Origin of the sequence: Microbacterium tenebrionis, assembly GCF_020682665.1 — a bacterium.
Classification (GTDB): Bacteria; Actinomycetota; Actinomycetes; order Actinomycetales; family Microbacteriaceae; genus Microbacterium; species Microbacterium tenebrionis.
Genome location: NZ_JAGTTM010000007.1, coordinates 1 through 17,949, shown reverse-complemented (window position 1 = coordinate 17,949; position 17,949 = coordinate 1). Strand labels below are relative to the sequence as shown.

General features: G+C 69.8%; 15 protein-coding genes. 13 read left to right on the top strand and 2 right to left on the bottom strand.

Going from position 1 to position 17,949, the window contains the following annotated elements:
- Nucleotides 1-30: 30 nt before the first annotated feature.
- The 11 genes from pheS (at nucleotide 31) to KEC56_RS13090 (ending at nucleotide 13,552) form a co-directional block, all read left to right on the top strand.
- Nucleotides 31-1,071, top strand: a complete 1,041-nt coding sequence (gene pheS / locus KEC56_RS13140; protein ID WP_227531299.1) for a phenylalanine--tRNA ligase subunit alpha — start codon at nucleotides 31-33, stop codon at nucleotides 1,069-1,071.
- Nucleotides 1,071-3,572, top strand: a complete 2,502-nt coding sequence (pheT, locus tag KEC56_RS13135; protein ID WP_227531298.1) for a phenylalanine--tRNA ligase subunit beta — start codon at nucleotides 1,071-1,073, stop codon at nucleotides 3,570-3,572. Before pheS ends, pheT begins: the two co-directional genes overlap by 1 nt.
- A gap of 181 nt (nucleotides 3,573-3,753) precedes the next feature.
- Nucleotides 3,754-4,719, top strand: coding sequence for an NAD-dependent epimerase/dehydratase family protein (locus tag KEC56_RS13130; protein WP_227531297.1), 966 nt, complete (start codon nucleotides 3,754-3,756; stop codon nucleotides 4,717-4,719).
- A 292-nt stretch (nucleotides 4,720-5,011) separates the two neighbouring features.
- Nucleotides 5,012-6,055, top strand: coding sequence for an N-acetyl-gamma-glutamyl-phosphate reductase (gene argC, locus KEC56_RS13125; RefSeq protein WP_227531296.1), 1,044 nt, complete (start codon nucleotides 5,012-5,014; stop codon nucleotides 6,053-6,055).
- Nucleotides 6,052-7,209 carry a bifunctional glutamate N-acetyltransferase/amino-acid acetyltransferase ArgJ gene (gene argJ, locus KEC56_RS13120; protein ID WP_227531295.1) on the top strand — a complete coding sequence of 386 codons (1,158 nt, stop codon included), beginning with the start codon at nucleotides 6,052-6,054 and terminating at the stop codon, nucleotides 7,207-7,209. The genes argC and argJ overlap by 4 nt, the downstream gene beginning before the upstream one ends.
- Nucleotides 7,206-8,123 (top strand): acetylglutamate kinase, encoded by a 918-nt coding sequence (gene argB / locus KEC56_RS13115; RefSeq protein ID WP_227531294.1) that lies wholly within the window; start codon nucleotides 7,206-7,208, stop codon nucleotides 8,121-8,123. Before argJ ends, argB begins: the two co-directional genes overlap by 4 nt.
- On the top strand, nucleotides 8,120-9,340 hold the full coding sequence (locus KEC56_RS13110; protein ID WP_227531293.1) for an acetylornithine transaminase: 1,221 nt from the start codon (nucleotides 8,120-8,122) through the stop codon (nucleotides 9,338-9,340). Before argB ends, KEC56_RS13110 begins: the two co-directional genes overlap by 4 nt.
- A complete protein-coding gene (gene argF / locus KEC56_RS13105) occupies nucleotides 9,337-10,260 on the top strand; it encodes an ornithine carbamoyltransferase (RefSeq protein ID WP_175987465.1) in 924 nt (307 codons plus the stop codon). Before KEC56_RS13110 ends, argF begins: the two co-directional genes overlap by 4 nt.
- A gap of 16 nt (nucleotides 10,261-10,276) precedes the next feature.
- Complete coding sequence (locus tag KEC56_RS13100) at nucleotides 10,277-11,368, top strand: heparan-alpha-glucosaminide N-acetyltransferase domain-containing protein (protein WP_227531292.1); 1,092 nt, start codon at nucleotides 10,277-10,279, stop codon at nucleotides 11,366-11,368.
- Nucleotides 11,369-11,400: 32 nt separating this feature from the next.
- Entirely contained in the window at nucleotides 11,401-12,831 is a 1,431-nt protein-coding gene (gene argH / locus KEC56_RS13095; RefSeq protein WP_227531291.1) for an argininosuccinate lyase, read from the top strand.
- A gap of 73 nt (nucleotides 12,832-12,904) precedes the next feature.
- Entirely contained in the window at nucleotides 12,905-13,552 is a 648-nt protein-coding gene (locus tag KEC56_RS13090) for a SatD family protein (protein WP_227531290.1), read from the top strand.
- 66 nt (nucleotides 13,553-13,618) lie between these two features.
- On the opposite strand, the gene KEC56_RS13085 is transcribed toward KEC56_RS13090, so the two are convergent.
- Nucleotides 13,619-14,209, bottom strand: coding sequence for a hypothetical protein (locus tag KEC56_RS13085; RefSeq protein ID WP_175987471.1), 591 nt, complete (start codon nucleotides 14,207-14,209; stop codon nucleotides 13,619-13,621).
- Nucleotides 14,210-14,271: 62 nt separating this feature from the next.
- On the opposite strand from KEC56_RS13085, the gene tyrS reads away from it, so the two are divergent.
- Both tyrS and KEC56_RS13075 read left to right on the top strand, forming a co-directional pair.
- Nucleotides 14,272-15,573 (top strand): tyrosine--tRNA ligase, encoded by a 1,302-nt coding sequence (gene tyrS / locus KEC56_RS13080; RefSeq protein WP_227531289.1) that lies wholly within the window; start codon nucleotides 14,272-14,274, stop codon nucleotides 15,571-15,573.
- Nucleotides 15,573-16,382, top strand: a complete 810-nt coding sequence (locus KEC56_RS13075) for a DUF4184 family protein (RefSeq protein WP_227531288.1) — start codon at nucleotides 15,573-15,575, stop codon at nucleotides 16,380-16,382. The genes tyrS and KEC56_RS13075 overlap by 1 nt, the downstream gene beginning before the upstream one ends.
- Here the strand turns inward: KEC56_RS13075 and KEC56_RS13070 are convergent.
- A complete protein-coding gene (locus KEC56_RS13070) occupies nucleotides 16,333-17,568 on the bottom strand; it encodes a CoA transferase (RefSeq protein WP_227531287.1) in 1,236 nt (411 codons plus the stop codon). The genes KEC56_RS13075 and KEC56_RS13070 overlap by 50 nt on opposite strands.
- Nucleotides 17,569-17,949: the final 381 nt, after the last annotated feature.

The following is a 17,949-nucleotide window of genomic DNA, read 5'->3' as shown; positions in this document are numbered from 1 at the left end:
GGACGCACCACGCCGGTAGACTCATGTCTTGTGTCTGACGCCCCAGAAATCACCCCAGAGGCGGTGGAAACCGCGGTCGCCGCAGCTCTCGAGGCGATCGGCGCCGCCGCCACCACCGCAGAACTGAAGGCGGCCCGCGCCGCGCACGTCGCCGAGGGGTCGCCGCTGGCGGTTCTCAACGCGTCGATGCGCCAGGTCGCCCCCGAGCACAAGGCGACCTTCGGGAAGCTCATCGGTCAAGGGCGCGGCCGCGTCACTCAGGCCCTCGCCGCGAAGGAGGCCGAGCTCGCCGAAGTCGAGCTCGCCGCCCGTCTCGAGGACGAGCGCGTCGACATCACCGCCGTCTCCTCGCGCACCCGCATGGGTGCCCGGCATCCGCTCATGCAGCTGCAGGACGACATCTCCGACGTCTTCGTCGGCATGGGCTGGGAGATCGCGGAGGGCCCCGAGCTCGAGCACGAGTGGTTCAACTTCGATGCGCTGAACTTCGACGTCGACCATCCCGCGCGTCAGATGCAGGACACGTTCTTCGTCGACCCGGTCGATCGCCATCTCGTCATGCGCACGCACACGAGCCCCGTCCAGGTGCGCTCGATGCTCGACCGCGAGATGCCGATCTACGTGCTGTGCCCCGGCCGCGTGTACCGCACCGACGAGTTCGACGCCACGCACCTGCCCGTCTTCACCCAGGTCGAGGGCCTCGTGGTCGACAAGGACATCACGATGGCGCACCTGAAGGGCACGCTCGACCACCTCGCCCGCCAGCTCTTCGGCGCCGAGGCCAAGACGCGCTTGCGCACGAACTTCTTCCCCTTCACCGAGCCGTCCGCCGAGTTCGACCTGTGGCACCCGACCTTCAAGGGCGGCGCGCGCTGGATCGAGTGGGGCGGCTGCGGCATGGTCAACCCCAACGTGCTGCGTGCCGCCGGGATCGACCCGGAGGTGTACAGCGGCTTCGCGTTCGGCATCGGCGTCGAGCGCGGGCTCATGTTCCGCTCCGACGTGCAGGACATGCGCGACATGGCCGAGGGCGATATCCGATTCAGCGAGCAGTTCGGGATGGTGGTGTGATGCGCGTCCCGCTTTCGTGGTTGCGTGAGTACGTGGATGTGGCACCGGATGCCACGGCCGACGACGTCTTCGCGGCGCTCGTGTCGGTCGGCTTCGAAGAGGAGGAGCTGCACGGCTTCGAGATCTCCGGCCCCGTCGTCGTGGGTCAGGTGCTCTCGTTCGAGGAGGAACCGCAGAATAACGGCAAGACCATCCGATGGTGCCAGGTCGACGTCGGCGAGGAGAACGGCGGCGTCCGCGGAATCGTCTGCGGCGCATCGAACTTCGCCGTCGGCGACAAGGTCGTCGTGACCCTTCCCGGCGCCGTGCTGCCGGGCCCCTTCCCGATCGCCGCCCGTAAGACCTACGGTCATGTCTCGGACGGCATGATCGCCTCGGCGCGCGAGCTGGGGCTCGGCGATGAGCACGACGGGATCCTGGTGCTGTCGACGCTCGGCATCGACGCACCCGTCGGAACGGACGCGGTCGCCCTGCTGGGCCTGGACGACAAGGCCGTCGAGATCAACGTGACGCCGGATCGCGGGTACGCGTTCTCGATCCGCGGCGTCGCCCGCGAGTATGCGCACGCGACGGGGGCGGATTTCCGCGACCCCGCCGAGCACGAGTGGGCCGATGTCCAGCCGGGCACGGGCTTCCCGCTCGCCGTGGACGCCGAGCCGCTGCGCGAGAATCCCGCCGTGCAGGAGTTCGTCGTGCGGGTCGTGCGCGATGTCGACCCGTCCCGTCCGACGCCGCCATGGATGATCGCTCGGCTCTCGCTCGCCGGCATCCGCTCGCTCGGCGTCCTCATCGACATCACGAACTACGTGATGCTCGAGATCGGCAACCCGATCCACGGCTACGACCTCGACAAGCTCTCAGGCGGCATCACGGTGCGCCGTGCTCAGCCGGGGGAGAAGCTGACGACGCTCGACGGACAGGAGCGGAAGCTCCACGTCGAAGACCTCCTGATCACCGACGACTCCGGCCCCATCGGCCTCGCCGGTGTCATGGGCGGCGGCACCACAGAGATGTCGGATGCCACCCGCAACGTGCTCATCGAGGCCGCGATCTTCGATCCGATCTCGATCGCCCGCACCGCGCGACGGCACAAGCTGCCCAGCGAGGCGTCCAAGCGCTTCGAGCGCGGTGTCGACCCGCTCGTTCCGTTCGTCGCCGCCCGCCGCGTCGCCGACCTCATGGTCGAGCTCGCGGGCGGACGCATCGACGAGCTCGGCGGTGCGCTGTACTCGGAGTTCGAGATCGCCGGCATCGCCCTGCCGGACGGCTTCGTATCGGGCCTCATCGGCGTGGACTATACCGAGGAAGAGGTCACCGGCGCGCTCGAGACCATCGGCGCCGAGGTGACCGAGACCTCCGACGGCTGGCAGGTCATCCCGCCGAGCTGGCGGCCCGATCTCACGGACAAGTGGACGCTGGCCGAAGAGGTCGCCCGCATCCACGGCCTGGACCGGGTTCCCTCCGTGCTGCCCACCCCGCCCGCCGGTCGCGGACTCACCGCCGCCCAGCAGGGGCGCCGCCGGGTTGCGAACGCCCTCGCCGCGGCCGGCCTCGTCGAGACGCCGGCGTTCCCGTTCACGACCGAGGCGCACAACGCCCTGCACGGCTCTGCGTCGGGTGAGAAGCTGCCGAGCGTGAAGCTCGCGAACCCGCTCGACGGGCAGGCGCCGTTCCTTCGTCGCTCGCTCATCCCCGGGCTGCTGCAGATCGCGCACCGCAACATCGCGCGCGGTCTCACGGATCTGGCGATCTTCGAGACCGGTTCGGTGTTCCTCCCGGAACCGGGCGTGACGTACGGCACCGACGACGTGCCGCCGCTGGGCCAGCGTCCGACGGACGAGAAGCTCGCCGAGCTGAACGCCTCCATCCCGCCGCAGCGCCGCCATGTCGCCGCGCTCTTCACGGGCAACGTCACGGCGCGTCAGCCGGGCCGGGCCGTCGAGTCGTACGGGCTGTCGGAAGCACTGGACGCCGTCCGCGTGATCGCGGTGGCCGCGGGCGTGGAGATCGACGTCGTGCAGGGACAGCGCGCCGCCCTCCACCCCGGTCGTGCAGGCGTCCTCAGCGTCGCCGGCACCGAGGTCGGCTACGTGGGCGAACTGCACCCGAACGTCGCGTCCGACGCCGACCTGCCCGGACGCGCCGTCGTGCTCGAACTCGATCTCGACGGCATCCTGTCGGTCGCGGGCGAGCGCGTGGTCGCGGCATCCCTGTCGACCTACACCGCCGCCACGCAGGACGTGTCGCTCGTCGTGTCCGAGGAGGTGACCGCGGGCGAGTTGCGCGCCGCTCTCATCGAGGGCGCGGGCGACCTGCTCGAATCCGTCCGTCTCGTCGATGACTACCGCGGGCAGGGACTGGATGCCGGCCAGAAGAGCCTGACCTTCGCTCTGCGGTTCCGGGCGCCCGACCGCACGCTCACCGCCGCCGAGGCGACCGAGGCGAAGCTCGCCGGTGTGGCTACGGCGTCGGAGCGCTTCGGCGCGAGCATCCGCGACTGAATCGCGTATCCCGTGCACGCACGGGATGACGACGGCGAGGAGGGGGCATCACCTCCTCCTCGCCGTTCGCGTCATGGCTGCGTGCGCAGTCGTCGCTCACCGGCACCCGCGCTTGGAGACGCCTTCTCTGCTCTGAGCGGAATGACTTCCGCAACGCGCCGCGACATGGTGGCATGGGATCATGCCCGACGTCCTGATCCTCGGCGGCACCGGCTGGCTGTCCGGCCGCATCGCGCGGCGCTGGGCGGATGCCGGGGCGCAGGTCACCTGCCTTGCGAGGGGCGGGAGACCAGCGCCCGACGGCACAGCCCTCGTCCGCGGGGATCGGGACGACCCGGCGACATACGGGCAGCTCGACCGCGACTGGGACGAGGTCGTCGACATCTCCTCCCGCGCCGATCACGTCAGAACCGCGGTGAGCGCCCTCGGCCATCGTGCTGCGCACTGGACGTACGTGTCCTCGATGTCGGTGTACGCCGACGCCGATGTCGACGACGCCGATGAGACCGCGCGTCTGGAGGAGCCGGCCGCCGACGGCGACGAGTACGACTACGCCGCGCAGAAGGTCGCCGCCGAGGCAGCGGTCAGGGCGCTCGGCGGCCGCGTCCACATCATCCGACCCGGTCTCATCGTCGGGCCGGGCGACCCCAGCGACCGCTTCGGCTACTGGGCTGCCGCGTTCGCGCGCGCCGGCTCCGAAGCGGTGCTGGTCCCCGACGGCACGGGGCGCTCCGCTCAGGTGATCGATGTCGACGACCTCGCCGGTTTCGCAGCGAACGCCGATCTCATCGGCATCCGCAACGCCATCGGAGATCCGCATCCGTTCGACGACGTGCTCGGGCTGTTCCGGGTCGCGGCCGGCCACACCGGTCGCACCGTCGTCGCGGCCGACGACTGGCTCGAATCGCACGAGGTGCAGCCGTGGATGGGGGAGCGATCGCTCCCGCTGTGGCTGCCACGAGACTGGTCGGGATTCATGACCCGCTCGAACGCCAGCTACGCCGCCGCCGGTGGCACCCGGACCCCGCTCGAGAAGGTCATCGGGCGCGTGCTCGATGACGAGCGCGCCCGCGGACTCGACCGATCGCGTCGCGCCGGCCTTACCCGCGACGACGAGCGAGCGCTCCTCGCCGAGCTCCCGTCCTGACACGGTCGCTGCACGACGGGACGCGTGTGACGGCGTCCGCTTCGCTCGATTTGCGGATGCTGCGCCGCGAGCGCTACTGTCGCGACATGCCTTCGGCCGCAATCACCCCTTCGACGCTTGTTCCGAGCGTCACCGTGGTGCGCCGACGCCGCAGCGGTCTGGGCGGCCGCCGACTCTAGGCGACCTCTGCGCTCCCTGAACCGTGCCCGCGCCGGTGGGTCGAGCGCCGGAGTCGCCGCCTCGGACCTCAGACACCCCAGGGACGACCGTCCCGCACCGTTAAGGTAGAAGCATGACGTATACCGTCGCCGTCTCCGGCGCATCCGGCTATGCGGGCGGCGAGATCCTGCGCCTCCTGGCCAGTCATCCCGACATCGAGATCCGCACGGTGACCGCGCATTCGAACGCCGGTCAGCCGCTCATCGAGCACCAGCCGCACCTGCGCTCGCTCGCGCACCTCACTCTGCAGGACACGACGCCCGAGATCCTCGCCGGCCATGACGTCGTCTTCCTCGCCCTGCCGCACGGTCAGTCGGGGCAGTACACCGATGCGCTGGGCGACGTGCCACTGGTCGTCGACGCCGGTGCCGATCACCGGCTCACCTCGCAGGAATCGTGGGACGCTTTCTACGGCGGGCACTTCCATGAGCCCTGGGCCTACGGAGTCCCGGAACTGATCATCGATGGCTCCAAGCAGCGCGAGAACCTGCGCACAGCCAAGCGCATCGCAGCTCCCGGCTGCAACGCCTCGACCGTGAGCCTCAGCCTCGTCCCCGGTGTCGCCGCCGGCGTCATCGACCCGTACGACATCGTCAGCGTGCTCGCCGTCGGGCCCTCCGGAGCCGGCAAGAGCCTGAAGCCGCACCTGCTCGGCAGCGAACTGCTCGGCACGGCGAACCCGTACGCGGTCGGCGGCACGCACCGGCACATCCCGGAAATCCAGCAGGCGCTGCGCGGCGCCGGCGCCGCCGATCCTCGCATCTCCTTCACCCCCGTCCTCGTGCCGATGGCCCGCGGCATCCTCGCGACGTCCACGGCCCCCATCGCGGACGGCGCGACCGACGAGCAGATCCGCGCCGCCTGGCAGGACGCCTACGGCGACGAGACCTTCGTGCAGCTCCTGCCCGAGGGGCACTTCCCCCGCACCGCCGACGTCCTCGGCGCGAATACCGCGCTGATGGGACTCGCGATCGACCGCGCAGCGAACCGGGTCACGATCGTCACGGCCGTCGACAACCTCGTCAAGGGCACCGCCGGCGCTGCCATCCAGTCCATGAACCTCGCGCTCGGCCTGCCCGAAGGCCGCGCCCTCACCGTGAACGGAGTGGCCCCATGAGCGTCACAGCCCCCCAGGGATTCGAGGCGGCCGGCGTCGCCGCTGGTCTGAAGTCGACCGGCAAGCCCGACGTCGCCGTCGTCGTCAACCGCGGACCGCGCAAGGTCGGTGCCGCCGTCTTCACGAGCAACCGCGCCAAGGCGAACCCGATCATCTGGTCGCAGCAGGTCATCCTCGACCGCACGGTCGAGGCGATCGTGCTGAACTCCGGCGGCGCCAACTGCTTCACCGGCAGCTTCGGCTTCCAGACCACCCACCAGACCGCCGAGAAGGCGGCGGAGTTGCTGGGTGTCGCTGCCGGCGACATCCTCGTCTGCTCGACGGGCCTCATCGGCACCGGCGACGAGGCGTTCCGCGCCAAGGTCCTCGACGGCACGGAGCAGGCGATCGCCGCCCTGAGCGCAGACGGCGGCGACGACGCGGCGCACGCGATCATGACGACCGACAGCGTCGCGAAGACCGCGCTCGTCGAGCGGGAAGGCTGGTCGATCGGCGGCATGGCCAAGGGCGCGGGGATGCTCGCACCGGGTCTTGCCACGATGCTCGTCGTCATCACGACCGACGCCGACCTCGAGGCGATCGAGGCCGACACGGCCCTGCGGGCGGCGACCGGGAAGACCTTCGATCGGCTCGACTCCGACGGCTGCATGTCGACGAACGATCAGGTCACCCTGCTCGTCAGCGGAGCGAGCGGCGTGAAGCCCGACCTCGAGGAGTTCACCGCGGCGCTCACCGAGCTCAGCGATCAGTTGGCGGCTCAGCTGCAGGGGGATGCCGAGGGCGCGAGCCACGACATCACGATCCGTGTCGCGAACGCGGTCACGGAACAGGACGCCGTCGAAGTCGGGCGTTCGGTGGCCCGCAACAACCTGTTCAAGGCGGCGATCTTCGGCAACGACCCGAACTGGGGGCGCGTCCTCGCCGCGATCGGCACGACCAGCGCGCAGTTCGACCCCTACGACGTCGACGTCTGGATGAACGGCGTCCGCGTGTGCAGCAAGGGCGGCCCTGACCGCCCGCGCGAGGACGTCGACCTCGCCCCGCGCGCCACCGACCTGCTCATCGACCTGCAGGTGGGCGATGCCGAGGCGACGATCCGCACGAACGACCTCACCCACGACTACGTCCACGAGAACAGCGCGTACTCCTCATGACAGACATCCAGGACACACCCCCCGACGTCGCGGCGGAGAAGGCCGCGACGCTCATCGAGTCGCTGCCGTGGCTGAAGAAGTTCCGCGACCAGATCGTCGTGGTCAAGTACGGCGGCAACGCCATGGTCTCCGACGAGCTGCAGGAGGCGTTCGCGCAGGACATCGCGTACCTCCGCTACGTCGGCGTGCAGCCGGTCGTCGTGCACGGCGGCGGTCCACAGATCTCGAACATGCTCGACCGGCTGGCGATCCCCAGCGAGTTCAAGGGCGGCTACCGGGTCACCAACACCGAGGCGATCAGCGTCGTGCGGATGGTGCTCACCGGTCAGGTGAACCCGCAGCTGGTCGCGAAGATCAACTCGCACGGCCCGATCGCCACCGGGCTCAGCGGTGAGGATGCCGGGCTCTTCGGGGGACGCCGCCGCGGTGTCGAGATCGACGGTGAGCACGTCGACCTCGGTCGCGTCGGCGATGTCGTCGAGGTCGACCCGACCGCGGTCCTCGACCACCTCGCAGCCGGGCGCATCCCGGTGATCTCCAGCATCGCGCCCGACCTCGACAACCCCGGACAGTCGTTGAACGTGAACGCGGATGCCGCGGCATCCGCCCTTGCGACCGCGCTGAACGCGCGCAAGCTCGTGATCCTCACCGACGTCCCGGGCCTCTACGCCGACTGGCCCAACCGCGACTCGCTCGTCTCGCACATCACCTCGCAGCAGCTGGTCCGCATGCTGCCGTCGCTGGAGTCGGGCATGATCCCGAAGATGCGCGCGTGCCTGGATGCTGTCGAGGGCGGTGTGGACGCCGCGGCCATCATCGACGGACGCGTGCCGCACTCGGTGCTCGTCGAGCTGTTCACCAGCAAGGGCATCGGAACCGAAGTCGTACTCGGAGAAGCGGAGGTGACGGCATGACCGTCTGGCAGGATGACGTGGCACGCGACCTGGTGCGCAACGTCGGAGACCGTCTGGCGCTGCTCACCCGTGGCGAGGGATCGTACGTGTGGGACGGCGACGGCAAGCGCTACCTGGACTTCCTCGCCGGCATCGCCGTGAACTCGCTCGGCCATGCGCACCCCGTCTTCGTCGAGGCGATCGCGAAGCAGGCCGCGACCCTCGCGCACGTGTCGAATTACTTCGCCACGCCGCCGCAGCTCGCGCTGGCCGCGCGCCTGAAGCGGCTGGCCGGCGCCGGCATCGACGGTCGCGTCTACTTCTCGAATTCGGGCGCCGAGGCGAACGAGGCGGCCTTCAAGCTCGCCCGCCTGCACGGCGGTACGGATCGACCGCGCATCCTCGCGCTGGAGAACGGCTTCCACGGACGCACGATCGGATCGCTCGCGCTCACGGCCAAGAAAGCCATGCGCGAGCCGTTCGAGCCCATGCCGGCCGGCGTCGAGCACATCCCTGCGACCATCGAGGCGCTCGAGGCTGCGATGGACGACCGCGTGGCCGCGATCATCGTCGAGCCCATCCAGGGCGAGGCAGGCGTGGTCGAACTGCCGGATGGATACCTCGCGGCCGCCCGCTCGCTCACGCTGAAGCACGGCGCGTTGCTCATCGTCGATGAGATCCAGACCGGTGCTGGGCGCACCGGACAGTGGTTCGGCTTCAGCCATGAGGGGATCACCCCGGATGCCATCACGCTGGCCAAGGGCATCGGCGGCGGCTTCCCGATCGGAGCGCTCGTGACGTTCGGTGCGGCCAGCTCGCTGTTCACCCCCGGGTCGCACGGGTCGACGTTCGGCGGCAACCCGCTCGGCACGGCCGTCGCGAACGCCGTCCTCGCCGAGATCGAGGATGCCGGGCTCGTCGAGAACGCCGCCCGCCGCGGCACGCAGCTGCGCGAGGCCATCGAGCGCATCGACTCGCCGCTGATCGCCGGCGTCCGCGGCCGTGGACTGCTGATCGGCATCGTGCTGTCGTCGCCGATCGCGAACGCCGTCGTCGCCGCAGCGCAGGAACGCGGACTCATCGTCAACGCGGCAAACCCCGAGACGATCCGCATCGCACCCGCATTGACCATCGGCGACGCCGAGATCGCCGAGTTCGAGACACTGTTCACCGCTGCCCTTGCCGACGTGCAGGCGAGCCTGGCGGAATCCGAGACCGAGAAAGCGACCGCACCATGACCCGCCATCTTCTGCGTGATGACGACCTGACGTCTGCCGAGCAGGCCGAGATCCTCGACCTCGCGGTCGAGCTGAAGAAGGACCGCTGGGCCGACAAGTCGCTCGCCGGCCCCCAGACCGTCGCGGTCATCTTCGACAAGTCGTCCACCCGCACCCGCGTCTCGTTCGCGGTCGGGATCGCCGACCTCGGTGGCTCGCCGCTGATCATCTCGACGGCCAACAGCCAGCTCGGCGGCAAGGAGACGCCGTCCGACACCGCACGGGTGCTCGAGCGCCAGGTGGCGGCGATCGTCTGGCGCACGTACGCGCAGGCGGGGCTCGAGGAGATGGCCGAAGGCACCCGCGTTCCGGTCATCAACGCGCTCTCGGACGACTTCCACCCCTGCCAGCTGCTCGCCGACCTGCTGACGATCCGTGAGCACAAGGGAGATCTGAAGGGCCTGACGCTGACGTTCTTCGGGGACGCGCAGAGCAACATGGCGCACTCGTACGCACTCGCCGGCGTCACGGCCGGCATGCACGTGCGCATGGCCTCACCCGAGTCGTACGCCCCGCGGGCCGATGTCGTCGAGGCGGCCGATCGCCGCGCCGCCGAGACGGGTGGATCGATCACGCTGTTCACCGATCCGGTCGAGGCCGCTGCCGGCGCCGACGTCGTCGTCACCGACACGTGGGTCTCGATGGGCAAGGAGGAGGAGAAGATCGCGCGCATCCGCGACCTCGGCGGGTACAAGGTGACGACCGAGACCATGAGCCTCGCCGACCCCGAGGCGATCTTCATCCACTGCCTGCCTGCAGACCGTGGCTACGAGGTCGACCCCGAGGTCATCGACGGTCCGCAGAGCGTCGTGTGGGACGAGGCCGAGAACCGGCTGCACGCCCAGAAGGCGCTGCTGGTCTGGCTGCTCCGCCAGAACTGAAATCCGCGCTGTGATGATGGCGGGTCGTCTGCGCGCGAACTGGCGACGGCTGAACGGCCCTGACCGTATCGCCGGGGTCGACCTCGCGCGCGGACTGGCGGTGATCGGCATGTTCGCCGCGCACCTGCTGGTCACCGCCGACGGCTTCGTCTGGACCGACTCGAGCAGCTGGACGGCGCTCGTCGACGGTCGCTCGTCGATCCTGTTCGCCACCCTCGCCGGCGTATCCATCGGCCTCGTCACCGGCGGCCCGACCCCGCTCGGACGCCGGGAGATGAGCGTGGCCCGCGCCCGCCTGGCATTGCGCGGCGCGATGCTCCTCGTGCTCGGCATCCTGCTCATCCTCACCGGGGTCCCCGTCTACGTGATCCTGCCCGCCTACGCGATCCTGTTCCTCATCGCGCTGCCGTTCACGCGGATGCCGGCACGTGCGGTGCTCGGGACCGCCGCCGGGCTTGCGATCGTCATGCCGTTCGTCCAGCCCGCGCTGAACGAACTGCCGATCTGGCAGATGCCGTTCGGTGGGGAGATCGATGCGTTCCTCGGCTGGCACTACCCGTTCACCGTGTGGATCGCGTTCGTGCTCGCCGGGCTCGGCGTCGCCAGGGCAGGCATCACGCGCCTGCGAACGCAGATCGGGATGCTCATCGCCGGTGGTGCGCTCGCCGCGGTCGGGTACGGTCTGGCCGAGCTGCCACCACCGTCCGCCGACCCGTACTGGTGGTCGGTGTGGACGGCCGAGCCGCATTCCTCGGGGCTGCTCGAGGCGATCGGGTCCGGTGGCTTCGCCATCGCTGTCCTGGCGACCTGTCTGCTGCTGTGCCGCGTCGGCGTGCTGAAGGCCGTCTCCCTGCCGTTGCGCGCAACGGGAGCGATGCCGCTCACGGCATACACGGTCCAGCTCGTGGTCTGGGCCGCCGTCGCCCTCGCCCTGTTCGGTGACACGAGCGACCTGTTCGGCTTCCGCGAGCTGGAGCCGTTCTGGCCGCTGACGATCGGCGTGCTCATCGGCTGCACAGCCTGGGCGCTTCTCGTGGGCCGCGGCCCGCTGGAGTGGCTGCTGGACCGCTCGGCGCGCGCCGCCGTGTCCTCGCCCCGGCCGACGTGAAGCGACGGCCGCGCCGCCACTAGTCTGGGGGGATGAGCGAGGCGAAGAACGACGGCACGAACGAGGGCGCGCTCTGGGGTGCGCGATTCGCATCGGGGCCGTCGCCCGAACTGGCCGAACTCAGCCGTTCCACGCACTTCGACTGGATCCTGGCCCCGTACGACATCGCCGGGTCCCACGCCCACGCCAAGGCGCTCGCCGCCGCAGGGTATCTCGAGGCCGACGAGGAGCAGCGGATGCACGAGGGACTCGACGCCGTGGCGCGCAAGGTCGCCGACGGCACGATCGTCCCGCAGCCGAGCGACGAGGACGTCCACGGCGCTCTCGAGCAGGCGCTCATCGCCGAGCTCGGCCCTGAACTCGGCGGGCGCCTGCGCGCCGGCCGCTCGCGCAACGACCAGATCGCGACGCTCGTGCGCATGTATCTGATCGATCATGCGAAGGTCATCGCCCGCGACATCCTCCGCGTCATCGACGCGCTCGTCGCCCAGGCCGAGGCGCATCCCGAAGCGATCCTCCCCGGTCGCACCCACCTGCAGCATGCCCAGCCGGTGCTCCTGGCCCACCACCTGCAGGCGCACGCCTGGCCGCTGGTCCGCGAGCTCGAGCGCCTCGTCGACTGGCGCGTGCGCGCCGGCGTCTCGCCGTACGGCGGGGGAGCGCTCGCGGGGTCGACGCTGGGGCTAGACCCCGACCTCGTCGCCCGTGAGCTGGGGCTCGACCGCCCGGCCGAGAACTCGCTCGACGGCACGGCCGCGCGTGACGTCGTCGCGGAGTTCGCGTTCATCACCGCGATGATCGGCGTCGACCTCTCCCGCCTGTCCGAGGAGATCATCCTCTGGAACACGCGCGAGTTCGGATTCGTCACGCTGCATGACAGCTACTCGACCGGGTCGAGCATCATGCCGCAGAAGAAGAACCCCGACATCGCCGAGCTCACCCGGGGCAAGTCCGGCAGACTGATCGGCAACCTCACGGGACTCATGGCCACGCTCAAGGGTCTTCCGCTGGCGTACAACCGCGACCTGCAGGAGGATAAGGAGCCGGTCTTCGACTCGGTGAACACCCTCGAGGTCGTGCTCCCCGCCTTCGCCGGCATGGTCGCGACGCTGCGCTTCGACACGGAGCGGATGGCGGAGCTCGCTCCGCAGGGCTTCTCACTGGCGACGGACGTCGCCGAATGGCTGGTCAAGCGCCGGGTGCCGTTCCGTGACGCGCACGAGATCTCGGGTGCGCTGGTGCGGGCCTGCGAGGAGCAGGGGATCGGCCTCGAGGATGCGGACGACACGCTGCTCGCGCAGGTGTCGGAGCACCTGACGCCCCAGGTGCGCGAGGTGCTGAGCATCGAGGGATCGGTCGCGTCCCGCACCGGAACCGGAGGGACGGCTCCGGTGCGTGTGGAGGAGCAGCGGTCCGAGCTCGTCGCGCGGACGCAGAAGGCCGCGCACGCGCTCGGACTCTGACGATCGGGACTGATATTCTCCGGTAATCAGGCATTCACTTATATCTACGGAATATCAGTGATACGCTGATGTCATGACCATCGTGGTGACGGCGGACATCATCGGCTCCCGGCGGCTCGCCGACCGGGCGGCGGCGCAGCGCGCGTTCGACGACACGATCGCCCGCGTCGAACGCGACTTCCCCGTCGCGACGCAGGGGCTCAGGCCCACGGTCGGGGATGAGCAGCAGGCGGTCTATCCGACGCTGGAGGCGGCGCTCGGAGTGATCCTGCTGCTGCGGCTGGCCCTGCCGGACGGCGTGGAGTTCCGATACGGCATCGGCATCGGCGACGTGGGCACCGTCCCGTCGACGGCATCCGCGCAGGGCATCGCGGACGGTCCGGGCTGGTGGGCGGCACGCAGCGCCATCGAGCACGTGGAGGCGCTGCAGAGGCGGACGGCCCCGCAGGCGCGCAGCTGGGTCGTCGCGCACGAGAGCGAGCAGGAGCGCTACGCGGACGCCGTGCGGTGGGCGAACGCCTACCTGCTCAGCCGCGACGAGATCGTCGGGGCGATGTCGGAGCGCGTGCGCAGACTGACCTACGGCCGCTGCCTCTCACGCACGCAGAGCGACCTGGCGACGACCGAGGGGATCACGCAGTCCGCAGTGTCGCAGAGCCTGTCGACGTCGGGCGCGGCCGCCGTCGTCGAGGGGTTCCGGCTGCTCGGGGTTGCGCCGTAGCAGAACGCAGCACCGTCACCAAACCAGCGCCGTCACCACACCAGCGCCGTCACCACACCAGCGCCGTCACCAAACCAGAGCGAGGCGGATGATCGCGCCGATCACCCCGGCCCAGAGCATGCTCGCGACCGTGCCGATGATGAACCGCTCCCTGGCCTCGGACTCGGCCAGCTCGGGGAAGCGGCCGATGCCCTTGACAGCGATGATGGCTGCGATCGCCTCGGGGAACCCGACCGTGATCGCGATGACCATGGCGACGCGTTCGAGGTACCCGATCACCGTGCCGCCGCGCATCAGCGTCTGCGCTTGATCGGGATCGGTGCCGTGCGCAGCCATGATGAGGATGCCGCCGTCCTCGGTCTCGCGCACGCGCTTGCCCGTGGCGATGTCGAGAGCCCGTCGGGTGAACGGATTGCCGCCGATCGTCGCGGCGGCGATTCCGAGCACGGTCAGCGAGATCGCCGCTGCGATCGGCATGTGTGTCGGGCGCACGACCACGATGGTCACGAGGGCTGCGGCCACGAGTCCACCGGCGACGGCCATCGGCGGCGTCGTGGGCCTGCGGAGGCTCACGAAGGAGAGGACCAGCACCGCGCACAGCATCAGCGCGATGATCGCGGCCACGACGATCGACACGTACTCATCCACCGGTGACATGCCGTCAGCTTCGCACGAGCGGCGGACGTGGCGGCACACCCCGCGCTGATAGCCTGGAGTGCGTGTCGAATCCCGCTCTGACGACTGCCCCGCAGGCGATCGATCCCACGTTCGAGAACGTGTGGGACGAGATCGTCTGGCGCGGCCTCGTCCACGTGTCCACCGACCAGGAGGCGCTGCGCGCCCTTCTCGCCGGAGACCCGATCACGTACTACTGCGGATTCGACCCGACAGCGCCCAGCCTGCACCTCGGCAACCTCGTGCAGCTGCTGCTGTTGCGTCGCCTGCAGCTCGCCGGCCACAAGCCGATCGGCCTCGTCGGCGGATCGACAGGGCTCATCGGCGACCCGCGGCCCACGGCCGAACGCACTCTCAACACGCGAGAGACGGTCGAGGAGTGGGTCGGGCGGCTGCGCGTCCAGGTCGAGCGCTTCCTCAGCTTCGAGGGCGAGAACGCCGCGCGCATGGTGAACAACCTCGACTGGACCGCGCCGATGAGCGCGATCGACTTCCTGCGCGAGATCGGCAAGCACTACCGCGTCGGGACCATGCTGAAGAAGGATGCCGTCGCCGCGCGCCTGAATTCGGATGCCGGCATCAGCTACACCGAGTTCAGCTACCAGATTCTGCAGGGCATGGACTTCCTCGAGCTCTACCGTCAGTATGACTGCGTGCTGCAGACCGGCGGATCCGACCAGTGGGGCAACCTCACCAGCGGCACCGATCTCATCCACCGCGTCGAGGGGACTTCCGCGCACGCGATCGGCACGCCGCTGATCACGAACAGCGACGGCACGAAGTTCGGCAAGAGCGAGGGCAACGCCATCTGGCTGGATGCCGACATGTGCAGCCCGTACCGGATGTACCAGTTCTGGCTCTCGACGGCGGATGCCGATGTGATCGATCGCCTCAAGATCTTCACGTTCCTCACGCGCGCCGAGATCGAGGAGTACGCCGCTCTCGTCGAGACAGAGCCGTTCCGCCGGGCCGCGCAGAAGCGCCTCGCACTCGAGGTCGTCGCGACCGTGCACGGTGCGGATGCCACGGCCGCTGTGATCGCGGCATCCGACGCCCTGTTCGGGCAAGGTGACCTGAACGCACTCGACGCGGCCACGCTGCGCTCGGCGCTCGACGAGCTGTCCAACGCTACCCTCACCGCCGGCACCGCAGTCGTCGACGCGCTCGTCGCGACCGGTCTCGTCGCGAGCCTGTCCGAGGCGCGCCGCGCGATCGCGCAGGGCGGGGTCTCCCTCGACGGTGCCCGCGTGGAGGACGATGCCGCCGTCGTGGAGGGCACTCTGCCCGGTGGTGTGTCGGTGCTCCGCCGCGGCAAGAAGACCCTCGCGGGAATCTTCATCGACTGATGCCGTTCACGCCGAGCCATGCGGTGGTCGCGCTGCCGTTCGTGCGCACGCCGCTGGTCCCTGCGGCGATCGCGATCGGGGCGATGACGCCCGACCTGCCCCTGTTCGTGCGCGGCTTCGGGGTGAGCTACCCGTTCACGCACACGTACGAGAACATCGTCTGGACCGCGATCATCGCGCTCGGGCTGTTCCTGCTCTGGCGGGTCGTACTGCGTCCGGTGGCTACGGAGCTGTCGCCGGGGTGGGTCGCCCGCAGACTGCCGGACGACTGGAACATGCCGGCGGCGGATGCCGTGAACGAGGCGCTGGGCATCGGTCAGCGCTGGACGCGGGCGGTCGCACTGGCGGCGTCCCTGCTCATCGGCGTTCTCTCGCACATCGTGTGGGACGAGTTCACGCACGAGGGCAGGCTGGGGCTGCAGCTCCTGCCCGCGATCGCGGAGCAGTGGGGGCCGCTGCAGGGCTTCACATGGCTGCAGCACGGCTCGAGCGTGGCGGGTCTGGTGATCATCGCGATCTGGGCGGCGCTGTGGTTGCGCCGTGCGCGCCCGCGGCCTCACGTGCAGCGGTCGACGCGCCCGTGGGTCCGTGTGCTGTGGTGGGCGTCGCTCCTCGTGATCCTCATCGCCGCGTGGCTGATCGGCTACGCGACGCTCGGACCGCTCACGCCGGACTTCACCGTGCAGCATCTCGCGTACCGGGTGCTCCCGTTCGCGAGCGGCATCTGGGCGATGGGAACCCTCGCACTGTGCGTGGCGCTCACCATTGTGGGGCGTCCGTCGCCCACGCGCGGGGCGCCGCGAAGCTGAAGCCCGGAATCGCTGCCCGCGCGGTCGTGACGATCCGACCGCCGACCGTGAAGTCCTGCGTGTGCGGCGCCGGGTCGATCTCGGCCGCCGGCGCCGGCTGCGAGCGGCGCGGCATCCCGAGCAGTTCGGCGGCCACGCGGCGGAGCGAGGTCGAGACGTGCCAGCCGCCGCGCTCATCGCGGCGTCGGCGGACTGCGTCGATGACGCCCGCGGCGAGCAGATACCCGGCGCTGTGGTCGAGCGCTTGGGCGGGGAGTACGCCAGGGGTCTCGCCGTCCGGAGACTCGACCATCGCGATGCCGGACTCGGCCTGCACGAGGCTGTCGAAGCCGGCGCGATCCGGATGCTCGGCACCCCACGCGCTCAGTTGCGCGACGATCAGGCCCGGATGCCGTGCGGTGAGCGCGTCGGGGGAGAGGCCGAGACGCTCCAGGGCGGCGGGCCGGTAACCGAGGACGACGACGTCGGCGCCGGCGAGCAGCGTCTGCAGCCCGGGCGAGCGTGCATCGAGGATCGCGGTGCGCTTGCCGTGCCCCGTGTCGAGGTGCTGCCACACCGGCTCGGGCAGGTGCGGTGGATCGATGCGCAGAACGTCGGCTCCGAGTAGCGCGAGAGTGCGGGTGCACACGGGGCCGGCGATCACGCGCGTCAGGTCGAGGACGCGGATACCGTGCAGCGGCGCGTGGTGACCGGAAGGACGTGCGGCTGCCGGTGGCGCTTCGTCGTCGCCCGTCCGGCTGATCTCGACGAGCGGGCGGGCACGGAATTCCGCATCGATCGCGGGATCCTCCGCACCGACCACGACGGCGAGACCGCCGGCGGCCGTGATGCGCCGGACGCTGTCGCCGCCCGCAGCCCCGGCGATGGTCGCTCCGACATCCTGCGCGCCTGCGTCATCGGGCAGGCCGAGTCCGCGCAGCAGTGCTCGAGCGTGGTGGGGATAATTGCCGTGGCTGCGGATCCATCCGTCGGCGGATCGCCAGAAGCCCGAGTACGGCGACCAGACCTCGGGCATCGTGCCGTCGATGCGGAAGACGCGGTCGCTGCGGTAGGCGAGGGCGATGCGATCGGCGTCGAGGTCCGAGGTGCGATCCAGTCCCGCCGCGCGGAACACAGCGCCGACGCTCGCCCGCGCGAGTTCGCCGGTGGCGAGCCGAGAGGGGAGGGGGATCGGATGCTCGCTCATGGGCCCGATCGTACGCGACACGCCCGGGATCCCACGCGGATTTGCCGCCCTGCGCCGATCCCGCGTAAGTTATTACCTGTTCGCCCCACAGGGTTGAGCAAGGGCCAAGGCTCAGCTCCCCTCAAGTGGCGGACCACCTCCCGAAAACACAGAAGATCACCTCGGTGAACGACTGCGTTTCGGGATGCTCTGTGGTTCCGCAGATCGCACCGGGTTCGCTCGGATCGCCGATTTGACAAACGGATCCCATGGGGTAAAATTGAGAAGTTGCCCTGCGGGCCTGGTTGTGATGACTGGGTCGTGGGTGCGTCCGATCCTTGAGAACTCAACAGCGTGCACTTGTCAAATGCCAAATAACCTCGACTCTGCTTCGGCAGGGTG

What these genes read in the sequence shown, in the direction of transcription:
- pheT (WP_227531298.1), top strand. Translation starts at nt 1,071, where the DNA reads ATGCGCGTCCCGCTTTCGTGGTTGCGTGAGTACGTGGATGTGGCACCG.
- KEC56_RS13130 (WP_227531297.1), top strand. Translation starts at nt 3,754, where the DNA reads ATGCCCGACGTCCTGATCCTCGGCGGCACCGGCTGGCTGTCCGGCCGC.
- argC (WP_227531296.1), top strand. Translation starts at nt 5,012, where the DNA reads ATGACGTATACCGTCGCCGTCTCCGGCGCATCCGGCTATGCGGGCGGC.
- argJ (WP_227531295.1), top strand. Translation starts at nt 6,052, where the DNA reads ATGAGCGTCACAGCCCCCCAGGGATTCGAGGCGGCCGGCGTCGCCGCT.
- argB (WP_227531294.1), top strand. Translation starts at nt 7,206, where the DNA reads ATGACAGACATCCAGGACACACCCCCCGACGTCGCGGCGGAGAAGGCC.
- KEC56_RS13110 (WP_227531293.1), top strand. Translation starts at nt 8,120, where the DNA reads ATGACCGTCTGGCAGGATGACGTGGCACGCGACCTGGTGCGCAACGTC.
- argF (WP_175987465.1), top strand. Translation starts at nt 9,337, where the DNA reads ATGACCCGCCATCTTCTGCGTGATGACGACCTGACGTCTGCCGAGCAG.
- KEC56_RS13100 (WP_227531292.1), top strand. Translation starts at nt 10,277, where the DNA reads ATGGCGGGTCGTCTGCGCGCGAACTGGCGACGGCTGAACGGCCCTGAC.
- argH (WP_227531291.1), top strand. Translation starts at nt 11,401, where the DNA reads ATGAGCGAGGCGAAGAACGACGGCACGAACGAGGGCGCGCTCTGGGGT.
- KEC56_RS13090 (WP_227531290.1), top strand. Translation starts at nt 12,905, where the DNA reads ATGACCATCGTGGTGACGGCGGACATCATCGGCTCCCGGCGGCTCGCC.
- KEC56_RS13085 (WP_175987471.1), bottom strand. Translation starts at nt 14,209, where the DNA reads ATGTCACCGGTGGATGAGTACGTGTCGATCGTCGTGGCCGCGATCATC.
- KEC56_RS13075 (WP_227531288.1), top strand. Translation starts at nt 15,573, where the DNA reads ATGCCGTTCACGCCGAGCCATGCGGTGGTCGCGCTGCCGTTCGTGCGC.
- KEC56_RS13070 (WP_227531287.1), bottom strand. Translation starts at nt 17,568, where the DNA reads ATGAGCGAGCATCCGATCCCCCTCCCCTCTCGGCTCGCCACCGGCGAA.